Consider the following 23,184-nt stretch of genomic DNA (forward strand, 5'->3'; position numbering starts at 1 on the left):
GTTTTTCGCCAGGCTGCCTAGCCACGCTATAAATATGTATGCCGTTTGGGCGGCGACGGCGCGATAGGGTCCGGATTCTTCAATCAGAACCGGACCATTCAGATGGCTATTTTCTCCAAAGGCGACCCGGCCAACGCCGTCGTCCCCCAGGGTGAACCGCTCAGCGCCCAGGCAAAGGTGCAACTCAGGCAACTGGAGTTGCTGGACAACAACCAGATTCAACTCACCCAGTTGTTTGCAGGCCTTCCCACGTTCGACGGGGTGCTTGGGAACCTGCTGGTCAGTCTGCTCAAGACGAAGATTCCCGCCGACAGATTCCGCCCATCGCTGCTTGCGGATATCGATCCGGATAACTGCTATGTGAACCGCTTTACCACGGACCAGACCGGTGGCCGCGCCCTGGCGTCCTCGGAGCGTTTCACCGATGTCCTGCGCAACGGTTTGCTCAGCGACACGGCGCCTGACTTCACGAACGGTGGCGTCGGCTTCTTCACCCGTCCGGACTCGCTGGAGGAGGCCGACAGCGTATTTGCCCGGCAACCGGACGCGCAGACGCTACGGGCCTTGGCGTCGGTGTTCCATATTTCCCGGCCCACGGCAAACGAACGGCTGAAACGTCAGTTTCGTGACGAACTGGCGCGCTTTCGCCTTGGCAAGAACCGGGGCGACGCCAGCGAGGCGACCGCACCGTCCACGGCTGAAGCGGTCCTCGCCCAACTGCTTTCCCAACGATTCCTGCACCTGTTCAACTTGTATAAAGCGGATCGGGATCCTGCTGCTCCACTCACCCAAGCCGCGCGAATCCAGCAGGCCGATGACGATCGCCTGCTGGACCTCATCACCACCCATCCTTCCCAGGCTGACAGGAACCGGTTGCTACGGGCGCCCATTCCCCACGCCTATGCCGTCCTGCTCGACCAGGGCACGGCCTCGCCGCGGAAATGGCCCGCGGCAATGGTGATCAAGTTCACGGATCGGCCCTCGTTGTTCCTGTATTCCCTGGAACGCGGGCTGCAGCGATTTCACTCTTTCCAGGACCTGGTCGACAACGTCCGTCCGCTCCACGAGGGCCAGGAACGCTCGATCCGGGATATGTCCTCTGAATTGGCCGGGCATGTGTTCGAGGTGGCGGCAGCGGATTTGCTGCAGATGCAAAGTGCCGCCCTGGAGGCGGTGTTGACTGCGCCGGACAACGCAACGGTGCCGGTGGATGTCTTTGCCCAGCGAACGGAAGCTGCCCTTGGCTTGCCCATGTTGTCGCTGACCGGGCCGCTGGCGGCCCGCCAGGAAACCTTGGTGGACAATCGTCGCCCGGGTTTCTACAAAGCCGCGACGCTGGCCGAACAGGCCCGCTATCGCCATCTCGAAGATCGGGTGTTCCAGGCCGTCTACGCGCTGGGCAGCGGTGTCCCGACGCTGGTGCAGTTCACTCGCCAGAAGATCCGGCAATACCTTCAGCAAAGCATCCACCCGCACATAGAGCCGGATCCGGACCGGACCATGGTCAGGCTGTTCTTCGGCGATCGGGCCAATCCGAGGCAGTCCCGGACCAGCAGCCTGACGCAGTTGATGCTCGATAATCTGCGTGCACCGCAGTACCCGAACGCCATGAGAGAAGTGCTGGCCGTTGACCTGGTCGACCGGCATGGTCAACGTGTCCGGCACCCGGCAAGCGGTTTCCTGATCACGGTGACCGGGAGCGAACTGGCCAGGATGGCGTCGAGCATCGATGCCGGTGGCCGCTATGAAATCCTGCTTCGCGAACAAATGAATACGCCGCACTACAAGGCGGCCTGGCAGGCGGCGTACCTGGCCAACCTGGCGTTCAAAGGTTACGCGGCCGGGCTCCGGGGCGACGAAGTGTTCAAGGCGACGGTGATCAATCCCGACGCCAGCCCACCGAAGGCGCAGAAGCGGGTCGCGGGCTGGCTGGAGGCGCTGCTGCAATCGCCCACCGCTGCCAAGCGCCCATCGGTCGGCGGGCGCAGCGTGCGCGTCTACGGACTGCTCTTGGGCGGCACCGTCGGCTTGCAGCATGGCACGACGGGCAATGCGATCAGCATCGATGGCGTGCTGATTCTTTCTGACCAGCCGGGGCCGCTGATCGAGGGAACCGTAGGCGTCTATTTCCCGGACAGCCCTCATGGCGATGACTTCCATGAATTTTCGGACCTGAGCGACGGCGTCACGGGGTTGCTGCAACAAGAAGAATGGCGCACGTACTTCCGTTCGCGCATGTCCACCCTCGACCCGGAGGAGATCAAGCGTGCGTTAGGGCAATATCGCGGTCGCCCCCTGGTCCGTGGGTTCCTGATCAGTGGCAACTTCCTCGAGGACTTTCACCGGGCCCACGTCAATTTTCACAGCGCCCATGCCGATCACCGCTCCAACAGTAACCGGGATATCAGTCACCAAACCGCTATGAGGCTGGCGATGATGGTGGTGGAGCTGGTCATGGACCTGGCAGGCCTGCTGCTTATCCCCGGTTTCCAGATGCTGACACGTGCGGTCAAAACGGGTTTGCTGGTGCTCAAGACCGGTGCCGTGCCCACGCACCTGGACACGCTGACGTTCGTGCACACGGTGGCGAACACCCGACGGTCACCAGGCCTCGGCGGCGTGCCATTCAAGGTGCGAGGCCAGGGGACTTTCCTGCCGGTAGCGGCTCGGCAGAACTCGACTGAAGCGCTGCTCGGATTGCCCCTGGAGGACGCGCTGTACCGCCGTTATGCCGTGACGGATACCGCGTTGCTCCGTGGGCTGTCAGCGGATACCCGGGGCTTCTATCGCCCCGCCATCACCGACGGCGCCACGGGCCGCGTCACGCGCCAGGTGTATGTACGGCAACCCGATGGGACGGTGTTCCGGGTGCACGACCATACGCCGCTCAACGCCACCGAAGCCACCATCGTCAACCCGGCCACAGGGTTGAGCATCCGCTCCAGCGGGGTGATGAGGAGCACCGTGGCGCGTGGGCCCGATGGCGAGTGGCGCGCCGTAGGGTATGGCCTGGGCGGAGGAGGCAAGCGCCCGTCGCAAGGCTCTCCCCAGCCGGGCCCTTCAGATCCCAAGCGATCGGCACCCTCGCTTCGCGCCGTTTCCGACCTGATCCGTACACCAGGGGTATGGGACGTCCAGATCATGGAACTGGTGCCTTCCTTCATCACCCGCATTCCAAGTTGGCCGCGAAATCGCAGCTTGCTGATCATCGACCGACGCCATGGGCACCGGGATTGGACCGTGCGTTTCACGCCAGGGCAGTACGAAAGCAGCTACCCATCGGGCACGCATCCGCTCAGGTCAAGCACCGACGTGGTGCTGATACGCACGGGGGAAAACCACTACACATTGAGGCTGGCTGACAATACGGACGTCACGTTCGCGGCCGACGGCGATTGCTTCTTCAACGCCGTCGCGCGGGGATTGAACGAGGGGCAGGCGCAGCCGACGGTTTCGATGCAGGGGCTGCGCAATGAAGCGGCCGCCTACATCGATCAGCACCCGGAGCTCAACAATTACCTGGTGACGCAGCCCACTGGGTTGCAGCAGGCGCTCGTCGATAATGCCCGTCCCTTGGAGAACCTGTTGGGCGAGGGGGCGGTATTCGACCTGAGTCAGATTGTCTACGGGGTGCGCAACCCGCATAACCTGTTTCAACCGCTGCTGAGGCTCTTGCACCTGCATGCAGATGACATGGCGCGCCGGGTATTGAACCAGGCATCGGACGCCGCCTTGCCGCCGGAAATACTGCGCCACATCGGTAGCTTCGTGTCTCCACGGGCTCCGGGGCGACCGGTGCTGAGCAGCATTCCCTACTACACCCAGAATGATCAGTCCCTGCGGAGCTTTTTCGAGGACACGCTGCTGGCGCCTGTCGAGCCTACGGAAGTGGGCGAACTGCTCAACAATGAATTCCTCATGTTCTCCCAGGACGTGATCCATATCATGCTCGAGTACGGGGTCAAGGCCCGGGACCTGACCGATCACCACCCCAAGAACAGCATGGCATACGTCCGCTACGACCAGGCCGTGCATGGTCATCTCAGCGAAGAGCAGCTCGAAAACACGCTCAACGGTGCCTATCTGGTGGACAGCGGCGACTTGAAGAAGGTCGGGACAAGGTTCAAGGAGGAAACCGGCCGCAGCATGTTCGACGATGAAGATCTGTTGGCGCAATTTATCCAATACGATCGGGCCGAGGACCTGGTCGACCTGCTGACTGTCGCCCTCCAACGATTCCCTATCTTGTCGAGGCGGGCGACCATCCTGCTCAAGTCACCCTTGATCGCTTCCAACCTGGGCGGGCTGTTCCCCTTGAACCTGCTTGCGCAATGGATACGCACCCCTGGCTTATCCGATGCGCGGCTTGAACTCATTGCCCAATATCTCACGGGCCGTTATGACGAATTGGAGCTGTACGGCAGCGTCGATATCCGCTGGATGCAGCCGTTCGATGATTGGAATCTGCAAAACCTGTTCACGCATCGCAAGGCCCTGCTGGAGTTCTCCGGCTATATGCTGGAGGCCCGATACGTCAGGGACAGCGACTTGTCTGCTGTCGCCAGGTTGTTCAGTACGCCGGGCCAGCCGTTTTCCAATAGCCGGATCGCTGTCCTGTTCGACAGGCCGGACCTGTGGTGGTCCATTCTCGCCATGCGCGGGATCACGCGCGCAAGCGCCCGGAGCATTTGGCTGGATCTGACCGGGCCGCACTTCAGCAACGACAACATCCGGTTCGTGCTGGGCCGGCCCGGTGCGCTCGACAGCGAGTCAACGTTCGCGAGCGCCTTGATCGACAGCCTGACCCAGGACGAGGCTCGGGCACATCAGCTGATTTTGGATGCCTACAGCATGAGCGACAGGCAAGCCCAGTACTTCCTCTACAACTTCGATTTTTCGGGGGGGCTTGCGGGGCACAGCCGGTTGGATTTCGCCAGTTATGTGAACGCCCATGGGGCCATACCGCAATGGGCCTGGCCGTTTGCCCGAAGAGGGGTGACGCCCGAGGTGCTCAAGCCATTCCTGGCCACGAGGAAACCGCCTGAGTCCTGACAGGCCGTCTTCCAAAAACCGTGGCGAGGGAGCTTGCTCCCGCTGGGCTGCGCAGCGGCCCCAAAGGCCGGACGCAATCGACCTGACGCACCGAGGCGGCAGACTCTAGGGCTGCTGCCCCCCCCAACGGGAGCAAGCTCCCTCGCCACGGGTTTACGGGGCAAGTGGCCGGCATCGAATCTAGGACCGGCACTCCACCAAGCCGCGCACCTGCCCGTTCTCGCGCTGGTTCTCGTCGCTCAACCAGCGCTCGAATCCGGCGCCAATGGCTGGCCACTCCGAATCCAGCATCGAATACCACGCGGTGTCGCGGTTCTGGCCCTTGACTACCATGTGCTGGCGGAACACGCCTTCGAACGTGAACCCCAGCCGTTCGGCGGCGTATTTGGAACGAGCGTTGCCGTTGTTGCACTTCCACTCCAGCCGGCGATAACCCAGGGCGAAAGACTCCTTGGCCAACAGGTAGACCGCCTCGGTGCTTTTCGGCGTGCGCTGCATCGGTGCGCCGAAGGTCACGTGGCCGATCTCGATGCGGCCCTGGGCCGGGACGATGGACATGAGGCTGAGAATGCCCTGCACCTCGCCGCTGGCGCGGTCGATCACGCTGAAGAAATACGGGTCGGTGCTGGCGGCGTGGTTGTTCAGCCAGGCATCGAACGCGTCGCGCTCCTTGAACGGGCCATAGGGCAAGTAATCCCAGAGTTTCGGGTCGGCCCCGGGGCCTTCGAGGGCTTGCCACAGGCCGTCGGCGTGCCGCGCCGGATCGAGTTTTTCCAGGCGGATGAAACGCCCTTCGAGCAATTGCGCGGAGGGCGCCGGGACACCTTTCCAATCAGCGAGTGAAGACGACATGGGGCGCTCCTTAAAGGGCTTTGCGAAATTGAATGAAGCCTGGGCGCTCGGCGATGCGCTCGTACAGCTGGATCGCCGTGGCGTTGGTTTCGTGGGTCAACCAGTGCACCTTGCAGCAGCCATCGGCCTTGGCGGTGGCGTAGACGAACTCGATGAGCTGGCGACCCACACCGGTGCCACGGCTCTGTTCTGTCACCAGCAAATCTTGCAGGTAGCAGGAGTTCTCGATGCTCCAGTTCGAACGGTGATAGATAAAGTGCACCAGGCCCACCGCCGTGTCGCCCTTCCAGGCCAGGGCAGCATGGGTCGGTTCACGCTCATCGAGCAAGCGCTGCCAGGTGCTTTGGCTGACCGCCTCCGGCAGTTCGGTGTTGTAGAAGCGCAGGTAGGCTTGCCACAACGGCAACCAGGCGGCGTGATCGTCGGCGCTGACGCGGCGGATGTCGAGTTGGCTCATGTTCACTCCTTGGACGATGATTCAGGCATCAGGTGGGCGAGGGCCCGGTCCTGTGGGTCGGGGCTGGCGGCGAGCCCGCTGCGTACCCCGGCGGCATCCGCAGGGCTGCGGTTCTGGCTGAGCTTGCGCTTGCCTTCCAGGCGTTGGACGGGCAGGGCGAAGCCGACGATGGCCTTGAGCATGCTGTCGATGTACTCCGGCGGTGCATCGTCGATTTTCCAGGGCTGCTCGCGAGCGGTTTCGTGGCGGTCGGTGAGGGCGCCGACCAGATTGCGCAGGCGCTGCGCGTCGCTGAACACCTCAGCGCTGCCGTAGGCGTGGACGGCCACGTAGTTCCAAGTCGGCACGACTTTGCCGTGTTCGGCCTTGCTAGGGTAGAAACTCGGGCTGACGTAGGCCTCGGCACCGGCGAATATCACCAGAGCCTCGGTGCCGGCTTGCAAGTCGCGCCATTGTGGATTGGCCCGGGCCATGTGCCCGTAAAGGGTGCCGTTAGGCCCCTGTTGCGTGTCCAGCAACAGCGGCAGATGGCTGGCCTGCAAGCCGTGTTCACCGTGGGTGATCAACACGGCCAAGCGGCAATCGCCCATCATCTGGTGCAACTGGGGCAGGTCTTCGACGGCAAAGGCTTTGGGGTTGTACATGATGATTTTCCTTGGCGAATGCGAGCATCCTAGGCAGGCTATTGGTCTGTTGTAAGAGCCACTTCCGGCCAATTCGATAGGTCCATTCGCGAGGGCTTTCATGCACAACGTCGTGCCGCCACTGTCGTTCAACCCTGCAGGCATCGAGCTGGACCGCCGCCAGGGCCTCAGCCGCCAGCTTTACCAGGCGTTGCGCGCCCGGGTGCTGGACGGACGCCTGGCCAGCGGCACGCGCCTGCCGGCCAGCCGTGACCTGGCGGCGGCCTTGTCGATTTCCCGCAACAGCGTGGTGCGGGCCTACGACCAGCTCTACGCCGAGGGCTTCATCGAAGGGCGGGTAGGGGACGGCACCTATGTGGCGAAACTGTCCTCGACGACCCTGCCGCTGAAAAACATATCCACAAAAGTATCCACAGGGTTTTCAACAGGCTTACCCACAGCCTTATCCACAGATTGGCTCGATTTGCCTGTGATTTCATCCAGTAAAGTTATCCACAGCGGTGCGCTGAATCGGGTCGAAAACCACCATTTACCCCAGCCGCCCAGTGGCCCGCCGCGAGCATTCAGGGTCGGTGTGCCGGCTTTCGATCTGTTCCCTTTCGACGTCTGGGCCAAGCTGAACGCGGCTTTCTGGCGCAAGCCGGATCTGCAACAGTTGTGTTATGGCGACCCCCAAGGAGATGCGCGCTTGCGCGGGCTGATTGCCGCTTACTTGCGCAGCTCCCGGGGGCTGCACTGCACGGCTGAACAAATTGTGATCACCAGTGGCGCACAACAGGGCATCAGCCTTTGTGCACAGCTGCTGGTGGACCCGGGCGACGTCGTGGCGGTGGAAAATCCCGGGTATCGCGCGGCCGGGCATGCGTTCGCCGTCGCCGGTGCCGACGTCAAGGGCGTGCCGGTCGATGATGAGGGCCTGGATTGCACGGCGCTCGGTGGGTTGAGCCACTGCCGGCTGGCCTACGTCACCCCGTCCCACCAGTACCCGACCGGGGTGGTCATGAGCCTGCCACGGCGCCTGGAACTGCTGGCGTGGGCCGAACGCAACGACGGCTGGATCGTCGAGGACGACTACGATGGCGAGTACCGCTACAGCGGCGCGCCCCTGGCGCCCTTGGCGGCATTGGATCGCCAGGGGAGGGTGCTTTACGTCGGTACGTTCGGCAAAGTGGCGTTCCCGGCCTTGCGCCTGGGCTACCTGGTGCTGCCGCCGGGCCTGGTCAACGCCTTCGCCCGGCGTCGTGCCGTGGACGTGCGCCATTCCGAAGTCAGCACCCAGGCGGTAATGGCCGAGTTCATGGCCGCCGGGCATTTCCAACGGCACATCCGGCGCATGCGACGGGCCGCGCTGGTCCGCCGAGACGCGCTGCTGGCGGGTTGGCCCAAAGACATTTCAGGGGTTGGCACCTTGCCGACCGTCGTGGCCGGGCTGCACGTCACGGTGCCGGTGGACAGCCTCGCCCGGGAACGCGAACTGATCGCCCAGGCGACGGCGGTGGGGGTCGAAATCAATGGCTTGAGCAGTTATTGGTTGCCGACCACGGCCTCGACACAAGTGCGGGCCGGGCTGGTGCTGGGCTTCGCGGCCGTGCCGCCCGCGGCGATCGCTGCCGCACTGGCGAGCCTGGCCCAAGCCTGGAGGCCCTGACACCCCGGTTCATGACCGTAATACGGTTCACTTAAGGTAATCGACAAATCCGTGGCGAGGGAGCTTGCTCCCGCTGGGCCGCGAAGCGGTCCCAAAACCTGCCAATGCGGAGTATCAGACATACCACACCCGCCGGTTTACGACTGCTTCGCAGCCGAGCGGGAGCAAGCTCCCTCGCCACAGGTCGATCATTTTCCTAAATGAATTGCATTGGGCTCATGAACGGCCTTTATGAAAGAACACTTCCTTGGCCTGATCCACGGCAATTTCGCTGCGGTAATGGTCGACCAGTTGACGTTGGGTGAGGGGCTGGATGTCTTCGACATCAACGACTTCTTGACTGGCTTGCTCGATGGTTTTCAAGCGTGCAGACAGGAACGCGTGGGCGGGTACCCAGTTTGTCGAATAACGAAAATCCGCGAACCAAAGGGTTTTATTGGTCTTCACGTCTTTGATCTCGTACCGGTCGAGATAGCCGTAGGGCGGGGTCTTGATGCGTTGACGGCTCTTTTGTTTGGTGATGGAAATCTGGTTCCGGCTCTTGAGCCACAGGATGCTGCTCATGGTCGGCGGGCGTTGCTTGATGAGATTCAAGACCGTGTCGAAGCCCAGGATGTAAAGGGCGCTCGATTCCCTTTCGAGTTGCGCGCGCAAGGTTTCGGCCGCGCGCCGTTGTTCTGCCGGCAATTCGAACGTTTCGTTGGACGCCACGCCTTGTGCCTGGTCGAGCGCTTTTTTGATTGCCGCGCTGATTTTCTCCATCCTGCCGGCGTGGGCGTTGAGGATCATCCCGAGTCCGGTGGGCGTTTGGGTGGGTTTTTTTGCGGTTGCTTCGATCTGCGCCTTGAACGCCGCCAGGCCGTTGATCAAGTCATTGCCCTTGGCGACGCTGATGTTCAATGCCGGGACAGCGGCCGGTGCAGCATCGGGCTTCATGTGAGGAATCCATTCGCCAGTTTCCTTGCGGTGGAACGTGACGATGACCTCCCCAGAGAAGGGTTTTTTCACATCGACCCAGTCCGTTTCCTCCATGAGCTTGGACAAGCGCGGCTCGCCACTGACCAGGCCCCAAAAGCGCGCGCGGATGAATTTTTTCCGAGGCCTGGGCCGTTGTTCGTAAGGCGCCCCCGAGCTTCGCTGATTCTTTCTTTCCTCCAAGGCGGTCCCCAGGTGACGCAACGTCCATTGCTCCAGCATGGCGATCCCCGAGCGCAGTCGAGCCAGTTGTAACGGCTGCACGCTGCCCTTGTATTCGTTACCCAGGTATTGGAGGTGTTCATCGATGGCAGCGAACTGTTCGGCCAGGCTGCCGAATGCATCGATTCGCTCGTCCAGCCGGATCACGCTTCGCTCATCGATCGCGTCACGCAGGCTCTGGAACGCCACCGTGGCGTTATCGACGACCTGATTGAGCGCCTCCCAGCCTTCGGGCATCGACTCGACGCTTTCCAGCGACAGGCAGAGATGGCGATACATATCCAGCTTGATCATACGAAGATCGGCGCCCGTGTAGAGCGGCATTTTCTTGCGGTGCCGATGGACAAACTCGAAGCCTTCGTAGCCCACAGTCTTCAGCTCGGTGAAGCGCGTTTCCATGTAGTCCAGGCGTTCGATCATGTCGTCGCCGACGCTGATCATGCTCTCGGCCGCGTCGATGTGCTGTTGCTCCAGCACCTCGACTCCGGAGGTGATCATGCCCTTGGCCTTGTTCAAGGCCGGGATGAATCGTTCCTGGAGTGCCTCCATTTCGGCGAAGGTGAAATCGATCTGCGCGTTCAGGTAGCCGAGCCGGGTGCGAGCGTAGTCGGGCCTTGACTGGAAGAGCGGCCATTCCATCAATGTTCGCAACGCTTGCTCATAGTTTTGCCGCTGTGTTTTCAACAGGTCGACATATTCGTCGCGCTTTACTTCCTTGGCTGGCCCCGAAGCCTCGTTCATTTCCTTGGCTTGCATGGTCAACAATTTCTGGTTCTGTGGTTTTTTTTCTTCGAACCGGTTCAGCGAGGCAAGCAGCTCGGTCCGGCGTCGTTGCGCGTCGGCGATGACTTTCTGACGGATGCCTTTGGAGCCGCCGCCACTTAATCGCAGGCGCGTATCGATATGCCATGTGCCGTGCGTATCATTGATCAGGGGCGGTCCCTCGTGGTTGGGATCTTTCCCGTCGACGATAGAGACCGACTCGCCTTCGACTTTCACTTTGAACCAGCTCCCCGCCATTTTTGCGTACCAGTTCCCGCTTCGTTCGTAGAGCCCTTTTAGCGCGCCTGCGGCCTGGAGTTGCCCAGGGTCTGCGGGCTCGTCGATGCTCAAGGCGTCCAGGAGCCGGATGCTTTCCCTCGAGCGTCCCATCAAGGCGCCACTGGAACGGATGGACTTGTAGCGTTCGGTCGGCAGCGCGGTGCTCGACAACGGTTCGAGCTGTTCTATTACCAGTTGATGCTCGGGTTTTGGCAGGCTCTCCAGTTCGCGCACCTCCTTCGATACCTGCCGATTCGAACTCCTGGTGGCCCTGGCGCGGTCGATGGCATGGGTAATGATCGCCAATGCGAGGTTCAACAGCAGGTCGGCGAACGCCTCCCACTGGGTCGGGCGGTTGGCTTCGTCGTTGTGTTGCGTCAGTTTGTCGATGTCGTCCATGATCTGCCAGAGCCAGGTCGCGGTGCCGACGGCGGTCCCCAGGTAAGGCAAGACCAGGTTGAAAATCAGCCAGCCTGCCTGCTTGAAGGTCTGCCAGCGATTTTCACGGTTGGACACCGCTTGCCGATCGGCCAGCTCCACCAGTGCATCAGCGTTGGCCTTGAACAACTGCGGCAGGAAATCCGCCCCAAGGATCTTGTCGGTCAACCTGACGGGACCACTGTTGGCCAATGAGGTCAAAGGCGCGGCCACGAACGCCACGATGCTCCAAGGGGAGGGCAGCAAGTCGGGGAAGACGAACCGGCCGTAGTCGTCGCGCACCCCATCAGGCAACCACGCCAGTACCGATTGACGCAAAGAAGGGGTTTGCCGGATCGCGTACAACAGGTTGCTGAACGATGGGTACTGGCTCAACTGCGGCTCCATCATCGGGCGATACAACAGGCAGGGCCCGGCGCTCGAGTCCTCGGGGCCGATGATGAACATGTTGGCCACGACATCCTCCGCGTCGCCCAGCTGTAGCTCGGGCACGAAGGCCAGTTTGCGCAGGACGATGGTTTTCCCATCCACCTTGCGATTGGCTTCTTCGGGCTGCATCAGTGCGGCGACGTAGCGGTAGCCCCGATCGTCCAGGTGACCCAGGCCACGGATCTTGCATTCCAGCGCGAGCATCGGGAGCTGGATGCGTAACTGGGAGGTGTAGAGCTTTTCGCGGCGGCTCGACTCTGCCGGATCGTCGAGCAGCTTGTGCTTGATCAGCTCGGGGTAGACACGGCCGATGTCGACCTGGGTGATGAGGCTCTCGACGTACTCGACGGTCATCCAATCGGGCAACTCGGTGTCGTCCACGAACTTGACGATCTTGTCGCCAAGGGGAAGGGCGATGAGGTTTTGCAAGGCGAGCTCGACAAGGCTGAAGCGGGTGGTCTCGATCTTGCCGGGCACCACGAAGGTGCCCCAGACCACGGGGCTGCGCACCTCGATCTCGATGGCCTCCAGGTCGAGCTTCGAGGCGTCGGCATGCTTCGAGACCATCCGCTTCCTCAGCAGGCCGAGCGCATATTCCTTGAGGGGAGGAATCTCATCCAGGTAGGTTTTGCCGGCATGGACCTGATTCAATATTGACAGGCTCTTCATGTGCTGGGCGAACAGGATCTGGTCGGACAGCGAGGCCCCCAGCAGCCAATCGGGCACTTGTTTCTGAAACCAGGCCACGAGTACGTCCTCGTCCGTTTCTTCGCCGTTGGCCGGGGACGATGTGTTTTCGTAGGTCGCCCATGTTTGCGGAAAGGTCCCCAGGATCGCGACTTGCTCGGCGATGATCCCGCAGGCCTTGTGATCGAAAATATTGCCGTCGGGCTCGTACAGCCGCCATTGGAGTTTCCGGTAGCTGGTCGAGATGAAGTGGGACGGCAAGGACTTCCCCAGGGCCTGCCGTGAATCGAACTTCTCGTAACCGTTGCTGAGCGAGTAGGCCAGGATGACTTCCTTTTTTTCGACGGTGCCGATCAGCACCACGAGTGTGTTGTCACCCAGGTGTCTAACCTCAGGGCCATCGACATTATCGATGTCGATCAGGTACGCGTGGCTGTCACAAGGGTCGTTGTCCTTACGGTCCTTGCGGTCGGGGTAATGGAACAATTGCCTGGCCATGGCGCATTCAGTGGCCGTCCAACCCTCGATGCGCACAACGTCCCAGGCCTTGCGCAGGGTGTTGGAGAGTTCATGCCAGAGTGGGCCGGACTCGCCCTGCGGCGCGTTCCAATACGCCAGTTGCTGTTCCTGGCAGGCCGTCAGCATGGCCGGTACCAGTTCGTTGAGCAGGCGCCCGATCTGGTCGATGCGCACCGGCAAATGCACTTCGGGCTCGGTGAGCGGCAACTGGGTGAGGAAGTGCAGGCCTTCGATCAACAGCAGCGGGTCGCTTTTTTCGTTCACCAGCCCGGCCAGTATCTCGCTGAGGGTTTCGTAGCGGGTCGGGCGCCGCACGATTTCGTCATCGACAATGTCCCAGGACGGCTCGCCGACCAAGGTATTGTGCGGATCGAGGTTGAGCGTGGGGTAGAGCTTCTTGAGGCCATCGCTCAGAAGGACGGCGGCGACCTCTGGATAGGTGGGCCCTGCGAGCAACTGGTTGTACACCGCTTCCTTGGGGTCGGCTTTGGGCCTGGTGTTAGACGTAGATGTCATCTGAGTCTCCCTGTCTTGTGATCCATGGCGTTCCCGGAGCGAAACGCTCGGGGTTTTCCATGCTAGGGCGGCTCAAAACGGGGAAGGTGGTAACTATGTATGGGACGTGGGAGGGAACGGGGAGAGCGCCTGTGGGAGCGGGCTTGCTCGCGAAAGCGGTGTACCAGGCGCCGGTGATGTTGAATGTGCCGGCGTCTTCGCGAGCAAGCTCGCTCCCACAGGTTCTCTGCTTAGCTTGACGATCTCATTGACCGGACTTGATCCGCGTCCAGGCCCGCGTCCGCGCTCGTTCGGCATCCCGTGGCAAGGGTTGCAAGGTGTAGAGCGTGGTCATGGCCGCTTCGGTCGGGTACAGGTTGGGGTTGTTGCGGATCGCCGGGTCGACCATCTCGGTCGCATCCTTGTTCGGGTTCGGATAACCGACAAAATCACTGACCGGCGCGATCACCTGCGGTTGCAGCAAATAGTTGATGAAGGCGTAGGCGTCGCCTGGGTTGGCGGCGCCTTTGGGAATGGCGAGCATGTCGAACCAGATCGGCGCGCCTTCCTTGGGCAGGCGCATGTCCACCGTCACGCCGTTCTTGGCCTCCTTGGCGCGGTTGGCCGCCTGGGAAAAGCTGCCGGAGTAACCCACCGCCACGCAAATGTCGCCGTTGGCAATGTCGGCCATGTACTTGGACGAGTGGAAATAGGTGATGTGCGGGCGAATCTTCATCATCAGCGCTTCGGCCTTGGCGTAGTCCGCCGGCTTCTTGCTGTTGGGGTCCAGGCCCAGGTGCTGCAAGGCCAGGGGCAGGATCTCCGACGGCGAATCCAGCAGCGCCACGCCGCACTGCTTGAGCTTGCTGATGTTCTCTTCCTTGAAGATCAGGTCCCAACTGTCCACCGGCGCGTTGTCGCCCAGGGCGGCCTTGACCTTGTCCGGGTTGAAGCCAATCAGAATGGTGCCGTACATGTAGGGCACGGCGAACTTGTTGCCCGGGTCATTGGCTTCGATCAGCTTCATCAGCTTGGGATCGAGGTGGTTCCAGTTCGGCAGCTTGCTGCGGTCCAGGGGCTGGAACACCCCGGCCTCGATCTGCTTGGCCAGGAACACGTTGGACGGCACCACCACGTCATAGCCGGAATTACCCGTCAGCAGCTTGGCCTCCAGGGCTTCGTTGGTGTCGAAGATGTCGTAGACCAGCTTGACCTGGCTGTTCTGCGCCTTGAAATCCTCCAGGGCCTTGGGCGTGATGTAGTCGAACCAGTTGTAGACGCGCAAGGTGCGCTCCTCGGCCTGGACAGCGCCGCAAAGCAGCGCGGCGCACACGGCCGGAGCCATAAAACGCTTGAGTCTGTTCATGCTGTGATTCCTCATGGGGCGCTTTGGAAACCTTCAAGAACGTTCACGGCATTGATGCCGATTTCTGCCACCGCGTAGCCGCCTTCCATCACGAACAGCGTCGGCTTGCCGAGCGCCGCGATGCGCTTGCCCATCGCCAGGTAATCCGGGCTGTCGAGCTTGAATTGCGAGATGGGGTCGTCCTTGAACGTGTCGACACCCAGGGACACGACGATGACATCGGCGTCGTAACCCCGGATTTGCCCGCAGGCCTGCTCCAGCGCCGCGCTCCAGGTGTCCCAGCCGGAGCCGGCCGGCAAAGGGTAGTTGAAATTGAAGCCCTCGCCGTCGCCCTCGCCCTGCTCGTCGGCATACCCCAAAAAGAACGGAAACTCCGCCTCGGGGTGACCGTGGATCGAGGCGAACAACACGTCGCTGCGCTCATAGAAAATCGACTGGGTGCCGTTGCCGTGGTGGTAATCCACATCCAGGATCGCGACCTTCTGATGACCCTGGTCGAGAAAGGCCTGGGCGGCGATGGCCGCATTGTTGAGGTAGCAATAACCGCCCATCAAATCGCCGGCGGCGTGGTGCCCCGGTGGGCGGCACAACGCAAAGGCACTGCGCGCCCCGCGCTGGATGTCCGCCTGAGCGGTGAGGGCCACCTGCGCGGCGCTGTAGGCCGCCTGCCAAGTGCCGGCGGTAATCGGCGCACCGCCGTCGAAACTGTAATAACCCAACTGGCCGTGCAGGCTCGTGGGAATGACCGAGCGCAGGGTTCGCGCCGGCCAGGTGAAGGGCAGCAAATCGCCGTCGCGGTTGTACTTGGCCCAGCGGTCCCAGGCGCCTTTGAAGAATTCCAGGTACGCCGCACTGTGGATGCGCTGGATCGGCCCCAGGCCAAAATCCTGCGGCGCCTCCACCGGCCCCAGCCCCCGCGCCTTGACCCGCTCCAACACATGATCGGCCCGGGACGGCATCTCGAAGCAAGGCATCAATTGCCCATCCATCAACTCGCACCGCCCATGGTGCAGGTGGTGATCGTCTGAGTAGATCGTCAGCATTTTTTTGTTCTCCGCAAGGCTGGTCGGTTTGAACACAGTCTTGCGGCGCGCGGCGTTTCAGAGAACGGCAGGAGAGGCCAAAAGGGGATCGAAATGGCCAAAAGGTTTGACCGTAAATCGCCCCTTGTTGGCGCGGGGGTTGGGGCAGGGGCAAAAAACACTATCGAATAAAAAAAATACTCCGCTTATCTATAAAAATCAGAGTGGTCCACCTTGGGAAGCTCATTGTCATACGTAAAGGGTATTGACTAAGATGTCATTAAGCCAGTACAACATCGCTGTAACTACATTGTTTTAGAATTCAACCATGAAAAGGCTCTAACAATGGCTGACGCTCAAGTAACTTGCATTACAAAGCCGAATGTAAATAGCTCTCATGAACATATAACCCATCTAGGAAATACAGCAGGCCAATGGCGCTGGACTCGCGAGCAAGTGATTGCTAGTCTTGAGGCTGGCACTAATACTTTCTATGTTGTCGATCCGACAAGCGGTGCCCGGGCAGATATTGGTGTTGTACGCGAGTCTGGTCATGCGCCATATTTACGCACTTATGCAGATGGCAAGTGGAATAATAACTTGCTCTCTCTCAGTCAATGTCCCATATAATTAAGAACTAAGCTTATTTTTAGTTTGCGTTTTAAGTGGATTGGATCGGTCTGCTATAAGTTGAAGGTGGCAGTCGGCTAATTTGTAAAGTAATACATATGATCAATCGCAGTAAGTGAAGTGCTTAATAAAAGCATGAGCATTATGCGGTCATCTCGGTAAAGAATGGAGACTTTATGCCGTATGCTTTAGATGTAGAAGTAATCGCCCCTTTTGATCCAGCAGTACACGGAACAGATAGAGAGTTGAAGCTCTATTATGATGAGACTAATAATGTACGAAAGCTATTGTTAACTGAAAACGGCTTCAACGTATCTAAATACGATAATTTTGTGCTTGGTGGAGTAGTGGTTGATGAAGGTGTTGATTTTGGAGATCTGGAGGATCTGCGGGGCATCCTAAAAATTCAGAAGTCAGCGCCTGAAATAAAGTTCGATCTTGTCGCGCGAGGAGAATTTGAAAAGGTATTGGATTCTAGGAAGTTAGGGGATTTTTTGTATTGGTTAATAAGTAAAGATATAAAAATTCATTATACAAACATGAATATTCTCAATTGGTGTATTCTTGATATTGTTGAGTCGATTGTTGCGGATGAATCTTTTCGGAAATATTTTTCAGTGCATCGAGAGTTGAAAAATGAACTCTATCGCATGGTTGCGCGTGATGTGCCGGCATTTTTGTCTATACTCAAAGCTTTCAACTACCCTGATGTGAATCGGGGCGCGACTTCGGACTTTTTAAAAGCGGTTAGAGGGTTTGTTTTAAAACATCTACCAATCGAGCATAATCAGGTAGTCGCAATGCTCGCCGAACTCCTCCTCGAAGCCCAGTCTCTATCTGAGCTTACATTTATTGTTGACGAGACTCCCGGCCAGCTAATTAGAGGGTTTCAGGATATTTTCCTGAATCGTGTGGCTAGATTCAGAAATTCGACTCATGTTTTTGATGAGGAGCCGACTATTCAAAAAGCGATTGAAGGTATTAGGGTTAAGGACAGGAATAAAGATGTAGCCTTTAGTTTTGCAGATTCTAAAGTTGTACCCGGAATACAGCTTTCAGATGTGGTTGTGGGTTTCTTAGGAAAATATTTTACTTTTATAGAGCGTACTTCGGCGGGTACGCTCATCAAAAAGAAAGCTAGCCTTACTCAGACTCAAAGAGAAAATCTAAATTCCTTTCGACAGCTTGTTGAAAAAACTGACAAATTTAGTAATGCTCTGCTGCATAGAATTACTACTATGGATAGTGATTGGAAGGCCGATTACTTTTTATTCGGACGAAAGCTGCCACCTCATTTGAAAGGTAACTAATGTTTTAATCTCGCCCTGCCTTTGATTAGGCAGGGCTTCCAGCAATAAATGATGGTTTTGAATAGGGTTGCCTATGCGTTTCACATTATTTGTAAGATGCTTCATAAGTTCTCGTAATACATCACCAAACCATAACAAAAATTTTTACCAATTGATTGCGCACCGAATCGCCCCAGTGCCTTTTTGAAGTCTATTGCTCGACTATTTCGATGAACATGAGTAGGTAGTGTTGGAACCAGTTGATGATAGAAGTAGATAGTTTCAAAGTCTCCAATATGCTGGTGAAGTAAGTGTTTGTCGATTGCGCCGGCGATTTTTTTGGCTAATCGCTGATATTTATATAGTCTCTCGAAGGACAGACGCTCCATTGGAGCGGTACGTCTTATCCCTTTTCTTCGAGATTCCTCAATGTCGCGGCCAAATGCGTGGCCAATTTTGTTTCTTAACGTACGCATGGACTCCAACTCGCTGATACTGTTTTCTAGAATCGGTGGTACTGAGCCAAATATGGATCTATAAGCTGCTATCCTTGACGACCAATCACCCTTTACGCAGTTGGTTACATGGGCTCCAATATTTGATTTTAGAATGTTTCCGTGCTTAAGGACGTAAATTCCGTCAATAGATTTTGGCGCCCCGTAAAGAACTCCAACGTCCGATTCAACTGCCAGAGATACGATGGAAGATATGTACGTTTCCAAATATGACGCTAGTGAGACAAGTGCATTTAAGTTAGTCCAGTTTCCAAACTCATGAAATCCATTTGACCAGTCCTTCATGTCTTTAAAAAGTTCTGCTTTATGCAGGTCTTCAAATACAAAATGGTCTGTGGGTTGATCAGTCCATTTGGCAGATTTTCCAAGATGAGAGTAGATGAGTTTGGTGGTGGGAAAATATGCCCAATAAGCTCGATAAAGCTCGCGCTCGTGGCTTTTGAAGACTTGATAAGGCCAAGATGATACTTCGCGGGGAGTCCAGCGTGAAAATTGCTTTTGACTTCGAGCCATGATTTCCTCGGAGAATCTAAAATTTATGCTTGATGATTACTAGTTACCAGCACCGCCCTATGCCTAGGTAGTTTGTGCAAGGTCTATGGTGAAGCTTTCTGTTATCCGAAGTCTGCCAAAACAGTCCCGGCGCTCATTAACTAAGTAATTCGGGGTAACAGTGGTGGATAGCCTGAGTCAATCAATACTGTTCTAGTAGCCGTTTGCGGTTTATCGATACAGGACACCGATAATGGAGACAGCATGCATCACTCTTCTCAGTCCATTGTGCTCACAATCGATAGCAAGAACATCCGCCAAGCCCAGCCCACCGATAGACTCAAATTGGCGAAGGTGTTGCAATGGTGCAGGTAGCTTGGCCCCTACTCGTTTGAACAGACTGCTGCCATCGTCGAGGTGCAGCGCAACATATTTATCGAGATAGGCATCGAACTCCTCCATGGCGATGGCTGCGCCGCCCAGTGCGATTTGACCAGGAAGTGCGAGGGGGACGGCGCTATCTTCTTTGATACGGTAGGCAGACTGGACTTTCTGGATCTGCGGCACCGCAGGTATTTGCACGGCTTCATTTTTGGAGCTGGGCACGAAGTCGAGGCTGCCGAAGAACATCCCCACAATCGAATGCAGCAGCACTTGATTTTCGTGTAGCAGCTGCGTTGGCGGGCTTTTGCGTGGATCGGGGGGTTCGGCAGCCAGTGCAACAAATTCTGAATGCTGGGGCTTCAATAACCTGCGAGCGAAAACTTCTTTCTCCGTTCGTGCGATGACAATTTGTCGATCCACTGGGGCGGACGCTTCTATCTCTACAATCGCCACGCTGCCCTGAGGACCTGCAAATCCTAAGGTGTTTGACCTGATATAGAAGAAGGCTTTGGACTGGAACCAGTCGGAGGTAATTTCTTCAAATTCGACCTCCTGAGAGTCGCCGACCGAGGCACCTCGTACAAACGCTTTCAGGGAGGCCCGGATAAAAACTCGAAATTCCGGAACTTCGGCGGGGCATAAAGCGGCCAAATTTGTGGAAGGTATAGCTAATGGCTCACGGCGGTTGAAGGTGCGGAATTCCTCATGTGCACGTTCTACACCTTTGCGTAGTCGCTCAAGATTCTCCTTGATCGCGGACACGTCCTGTGGGCGAATTCTTTCCTTATCTCTATGATGGGATTTGTTGAGCAGCCCGAGTGTTGGAGATCCATCGTTTAAAGCATGATCGTTGATGAAGCCCCTGATGACCGGGCTCTTGAACAACTCATTTGGAGGGTTTTTGATCAAGCCGCGCAGTCGGCCCAGATGGTCACTGAGTGTGGGCGCGAAGCTCGCCGTCGCAGCAGCAGGATACGCACGGTCATCGAACAGATCTCCCATACGCCCCTCCAGAAATATACGACATTCTGCGAGATAATCTTGGGCCGCTCTGGCATCGTCGGGGAGTGCCTTGAACTGGTCAAATGCCGCCTGAACTCTGGTCACGCTGGGTGTCAGGAAGATGGTGCCGCGGGAAGCTGTAGCCGGATGTACATACTGATGATTAAAGGCGACTGGCTTGCCTTGTAGACGTCTGGCTACTGCTAGGGCGAAGCGCGTGTCATGTGTTGTGATGATTAATTGCGCATTTGCTTTATAGATTTCATATGTAGCTTCAGCGAGCCTATCGCGATTATCTCCGTCGAGCAGCTCTTGGGGGTCATCCAGCAGAAGCAACTGCAAGCCTCCTCGCTCGCTGAGCATGTACTGCCAGTAAGCAAGGTAGAAGCCCAAGAGACTTGCACGTAGAGCTGAAGCGTTCGACACGTGCTGTGCTGGTGCGGCGAGCCTGTTTGCACCCACTAACAACTGCAGCTCACCGCTGCCGCTCATCCGGGTGTCCACAAGCTCCAAGCTGGTTGTGGGGAAAGCGCTGGAATAGATCTTTTGTCGCCAAGCTGTAGCGCTGCTATGTAGTCTCTTTTGTAGCAGCAGAACCTGCTGCTCTGCCAACTCACCTACGGTGATACATTCTTTCAGCGCTAGGCTTGCTTCTCCGTAGGCCTTCAAGCGTTGCTCAAAACTCCGACGTTTCTTGAGTTCAGCCATCAGCCGCTTTTGCTTCACGGCGGCATCATCAACAGGGGCAATCGCAGCGACCACAGCTTGCAACTTTTGTAGCAGTCCCACGAGTGAACTTGGTACTGTCTCACGCTCGGCGGTCGGTTGGCCAATGACCTCCGCCATGAAGCTGTTCCTCGCCGATGTGGCCCGCTTGCGCCATTCAGGATAGGCCAACGCGCGCTCAACGCGATAGATAAGTTTATTGAGAACTTCAAGCTCAGCGCGTCCGCCTCCCAGCTCTGGCGAAGCAGTAAAGTTAAATTTAGGAAAAACCTCTAAGCCGTGGTCGCAGGCCTCGGCAACGCTCTGTTTAAGCGGCGCCAGACTTCCGACGAAGGCAGTATCAAGAAATAGCTCGTCTACCACCGCTTGTCGAAGCAGCGAGGTCGGGTTTTCTGGAAGGTCGCGTCTTGCCTCGGCAGCAATAGCAGCTGGGAGTCGTGTCGTTATTTCACCTATGACGTGATTCGCCCAAGTAGTGAAGGTTTGCCCTGCGTAATCCCCCTCTTTGGCAGCCCCCCCAATGTGGTCTTTAATTTTTTGTCCTGTTATGTCATCTACGACGTCTTCCAGATTGTGGCCACAGACCGCACAATTGTTTTCGTCGTGCAGTCCGGGATGTTCCCGCATCCAGGCCGCAACCCGCGCGTAAAGTCGCACACGTGCCGCCTTGTTTGGCTCGGCAGCAATCTCAACAAGTTCTTCTGCTTCTTTCCGCACTACAGATATAAAATCTCGAATGGGTGCCGCCTCATCATTCGAGAGCTTAGTCAATCCTCCCAGTCGCGCGATTGAAGGAAGAGTGCTTAGTTTGCCAACAGCGCTAAGTGCCGGTGCGATGCTCTTCACCAAATCACTCCGTTGCTTTTCATCCTGAGCATCGAATGCGTCACCTAATACCAGTTTCGCATGCTCAAGTCCGGACGACTTGAGCATTTCGAGCTGATCCGCGAGTTCATCGAGCTTGGCCTCAAGGGTTGCATCGTCTGAAGGGAGTGGAACGGCTTCTTCTTCAATATCTAATGTGTGCTTATGGATCAGATCCATCAGGTCGCTGCGGGTGATAATGTAGGCTTCGTCCGATTGCTCTAGTTCGCTTCTTTTGCTCTTCGAAAGGTCGCCGTCAATTTTCTTCTTGGCTTTTTGGGCGTGGTTTGCCAATTGAACCAGAGGTGCCATACCAGTGAGTTCTGAAACTGCCTTGCCTAGTGCGGAGGTAGAGCCGACCTGCACATAGGGCAGAATGCCGGGAATCGTCGTACCAACCCGCGTGCTGATGGGATCTAGGCCCATTTCGTCCAGACCGGAGACTTCCTCCTTCAAGACGTTACGCGCGGCGCGCTTCAGACTTCGACGAACTGGGTAGCGCTGGTTATCTTGATCCTCGAATACCAACTCCACCCAAGTATTGACGGGGATCGCTTGAGTGGCCAACGGCTCCAGCGCCGGGTCGGGCAGCGGTACGACTGGTGGAGCTGCATGAATAGCGCTTTCATTAACTTCAAAATCAAAGTCCTTGCTGCCTGACTCCGGTGCTCGCTGTGGTCGTAAGACCTCCCCGGTCAACGCCCAGATGATGGCATTGATGAGGGATGTCTTGCCGCAACCGTTGTATCCCTCGAAGAGAGTTACACCACTTTTAACCTCAAAGACGAAGTCGTTTGGTTTGGCTTGGGAGGTTCCAGCATGATGGAGACCGGCGAACTGGTGGGCTTGGATCGACACGAGGAGAAATCTGCGGGGGGAGTCTGAGCGGCTGGCATGCGCAGGCGTGTGCTGGGGAGCGGGGTCGGCAATAGATGCATCGACTATAGCCTCCACATCTGTGGTTTGAACGTTGGCTGCCCATCGGGTTTTATTTTTTGTATACCAGTAAAGCACGCCCCGCGATGCGCTGGATTTAAGTTGAAAAGTACTTCCGTCATCGCCCACGCTAACGGATAAACCTGCTATTAGGTCTGCGCAAAGGCTATCCAGTGTATGTAGGTGCAGTGGGCGGTTCGCCGTCGTCATGTCCTATTCTCATTTTTGCTGCGCTGAGCATAGCCCTGATGCTAGCGATGCGCCACTTGCAACACATCTATGCCTTCGCCGTCGTCTCTACAAGAGAGTGCTCCTGGAGTGGTTTACCACACTCGCACTCCAAACTACCGGTTCGAGGTTTGACTGTAGTAGAGAAAGCGAATTTATAGTTCCAACGGCTGATTTTGGCCGATTCTGTTGAAAAAGCCGGCCTTGATTTCTATGGTAGGAAAGTACGCGTCTAAGATTGAAATCCTTAATCTTCGCCGAGGTTCTCGCA

The 23,184-nt window shown here is 57.6% G+C and carries 12 protein-coding genes; 4 read left to right on the top strand and 8 right to left on the bottom strand.

Going from position 1 to position 23,184, the window contains the following annotated elements; genetic code table 11:
* Positions 1 to 102 precede the first annotated feature (102 nt).
* Entirely contained in the window at positions 103 to 5,052 is a 4,950-nt protein-coding gene (locus BLO80_RS30350) for an OTU domain-containing protein (protein ID WP_256574227.1), read from the top strand.
* Between the two features lie 180 nt (positions 5,053 to 5,232).
* On the opposite strand, the gene BLO80_RS21040 is transcribed toward BLO80_RS30350, so the two are convergent.
* The 3 genes from BLO80_RS21040 to BLO80_RS21050 are packed head-to-tail and all read right to left on the bottom strand — an operon-like array spanning position 5,233 to position 7,005.
* The gene (locus BLO80_RS21040; protein ID WP_092330949.1) at positions 5,233 to 5,904 is read right to left on the bottom strand and encodes a GNAT family N-acetyltransferase; all 672 of its coding nucleotides are present in this window, start codon (positions 5,902 to 5,904) and stop codon (positions 5,233 to 5,235) included.
* Positions 5,905 to 5,914: 10 nt separating this feature from the next.
* Positions 5,915 to 6,361, bottom strand: a complete 447-nt coding sequence (locus BLO80_RS21045; protein WP_092330952.1) for a GNAT family N-acetyltransferase — start codon at positions 6,359 to 6,361, stop codon at positions 5,915 to 5,917.
* Between the two features lie 2 nt (positions 6,362 to 6,363).
* Positions 6,364 to 7,005 carry an FMN-binding negative transcriptional regulator gene (locus tag BLO80_RS21050; protein WP_092330955.1) on the bottom strand — a complete coding sequence of 214 codons (642 nt, stop codon included), beginning with the start codon at positions 7,003 to 7,005 and terminating at the stop codon, positions 6,364 to 6,366.
* A gap of 100 nt (positions 7,006 to 7,105) precedes the next feature.
* Between BLO80_RS21050 and BLO80_RS21055 the strand changes: the two genes are divergently transcribed.
* The gene (locus BLO80_RS21055; RefSeq protein ID WP_092330957.1) at positions 7,106 to 8,653 is read left to right on the top strand and encodes a MocR-like pyridoxine biosynthesis transcription factor PdxR; all 1,548 of its coding nucleotides are present in this window, start codon (positions 7,106 to 7,108) and stop codon (positions 8,651 to 8,653) included.
* Positions 8,654 to 8,869: 216 nt separating this feature from the next.
* Here BLO80_RS21055 and BLO80_RS21060 read toward each other — a convergent pair whose 3' ends face one another.
* From BLO80_RS21060 to BLO80_RS21075, 3 genes are all read right to left on the bottom strand, one after another.
* A complete protein-coding gene (locus tag BLO80_RS21060; protein ID WP_092330960.1) occupies positions 8,870 to 13,480 on the bottom strand; it encodes a dermonecrotic toxin domain-containing protein in 4,611 nt (1,536 codons plus the stop codon).
* A gap of 244 nt (positions 13,481 to 13,724) precedes the next feature.
* Positions 13,725 to 14,825, bottom strand: a complete 1,101-nt coding sequence (locus tag BLO80_RS21070; RefSeq protein ID WP_092330965.1) for a polyamine ABC transporter substrate-binding protein — start codon at positions 14,823 to 14,825, stop codon at positions 13,725 to 13,727.
* Between the two features lie 11 nt (positions 14,826 to 14,836).
* The gene (locus BLO80_RS21075; RefSeq protein ID WP_092330968.1) at positions 14,837 to 15,868 is read right to left on the bottom strand and encodes a histone deacetylase family protein; all 1,032 of its coding nucleotides are present in this window, start codon (positions 15,866 to 15,868) and stop codon (positions 14,837 to 14,839) included.
* A gap of 324 nt (positions 15,869 to 16,192) precedes the next feature.
* On the opposite strand from BLO80_RS21075, the gene BLO80_RS21080 reads away from it, so the two are divergent.
* A complete protein-coding gene (locus BLO80_RS21080) occupies positions 16,193 to 16,477 on the top strand; it encodes a DUF3892 domain-containing protein (protein ID WP_092330971.1) in 285 nt (94 codons plus the stop codon).
* A gap of 176 nt (positions 16,478 to 16,653) precedes the next feature.
* Positions 16,654 to 17,787, top strand: a complete 1,134-nt coding sequence (locus BLO80_RS21085) for a DUF3800 domain-containing protein (RefSeq protein WP_092330973.1) — start codon at positions 16,654 to 16,656, stop codon at positions 17,785 to 17,787.
* Between the two features lie 101 nt (positions 17,788 to 17,888).
* On the opposite strand, the gene BLO80_RS29575 is transcribed toward BLO80_RS21085, so the two are convergent.
* Both BLO80_RS29575 and BLO80_RS21090 read right to left on the bottom strand, forming a co-directional pair.
* The gene (locus BLO80_RS29575) at positions 17,889 to 18,794 is read right to left on the bottom strand and encodes a hypothetical protein (protein WP_139197084.1); all 906 of its coding nucleotides are present in this window, start codon (positions 18,792 to 18,794) and stop codon (positions 17,889 to 17,891) included.
* A 210-nt stretch (positions 18,795 to 19,004) separates the two neighbouring features.
* The gene (locus BLO80_RS21090) at positions 19,005 to 22,895 is read right to left on the bottom strand and encodes an AAA family ATPase (protein ID WP_092330976.1); all 3,891 of its coding nucleotides are present in this window, start codon (positions 22,893 to 22,895) and stop codon (positions 19,005 to 19,007) included.
* Between the last annotated feature and the right edge of the window lie 289 nt (positions 22,896 to 23,184).

It is taken from the genome of Pseudomonas sp. NFACC56-3, assembly GCF_900100025.1.
Lineage (GTDB): Bacteria > Pseudomonadota > Gammaproteobacteria > Pseudomonadales > Pseudomonadaceae > Aquipseudomonas > Aquipseudomonas fluorescens_AA.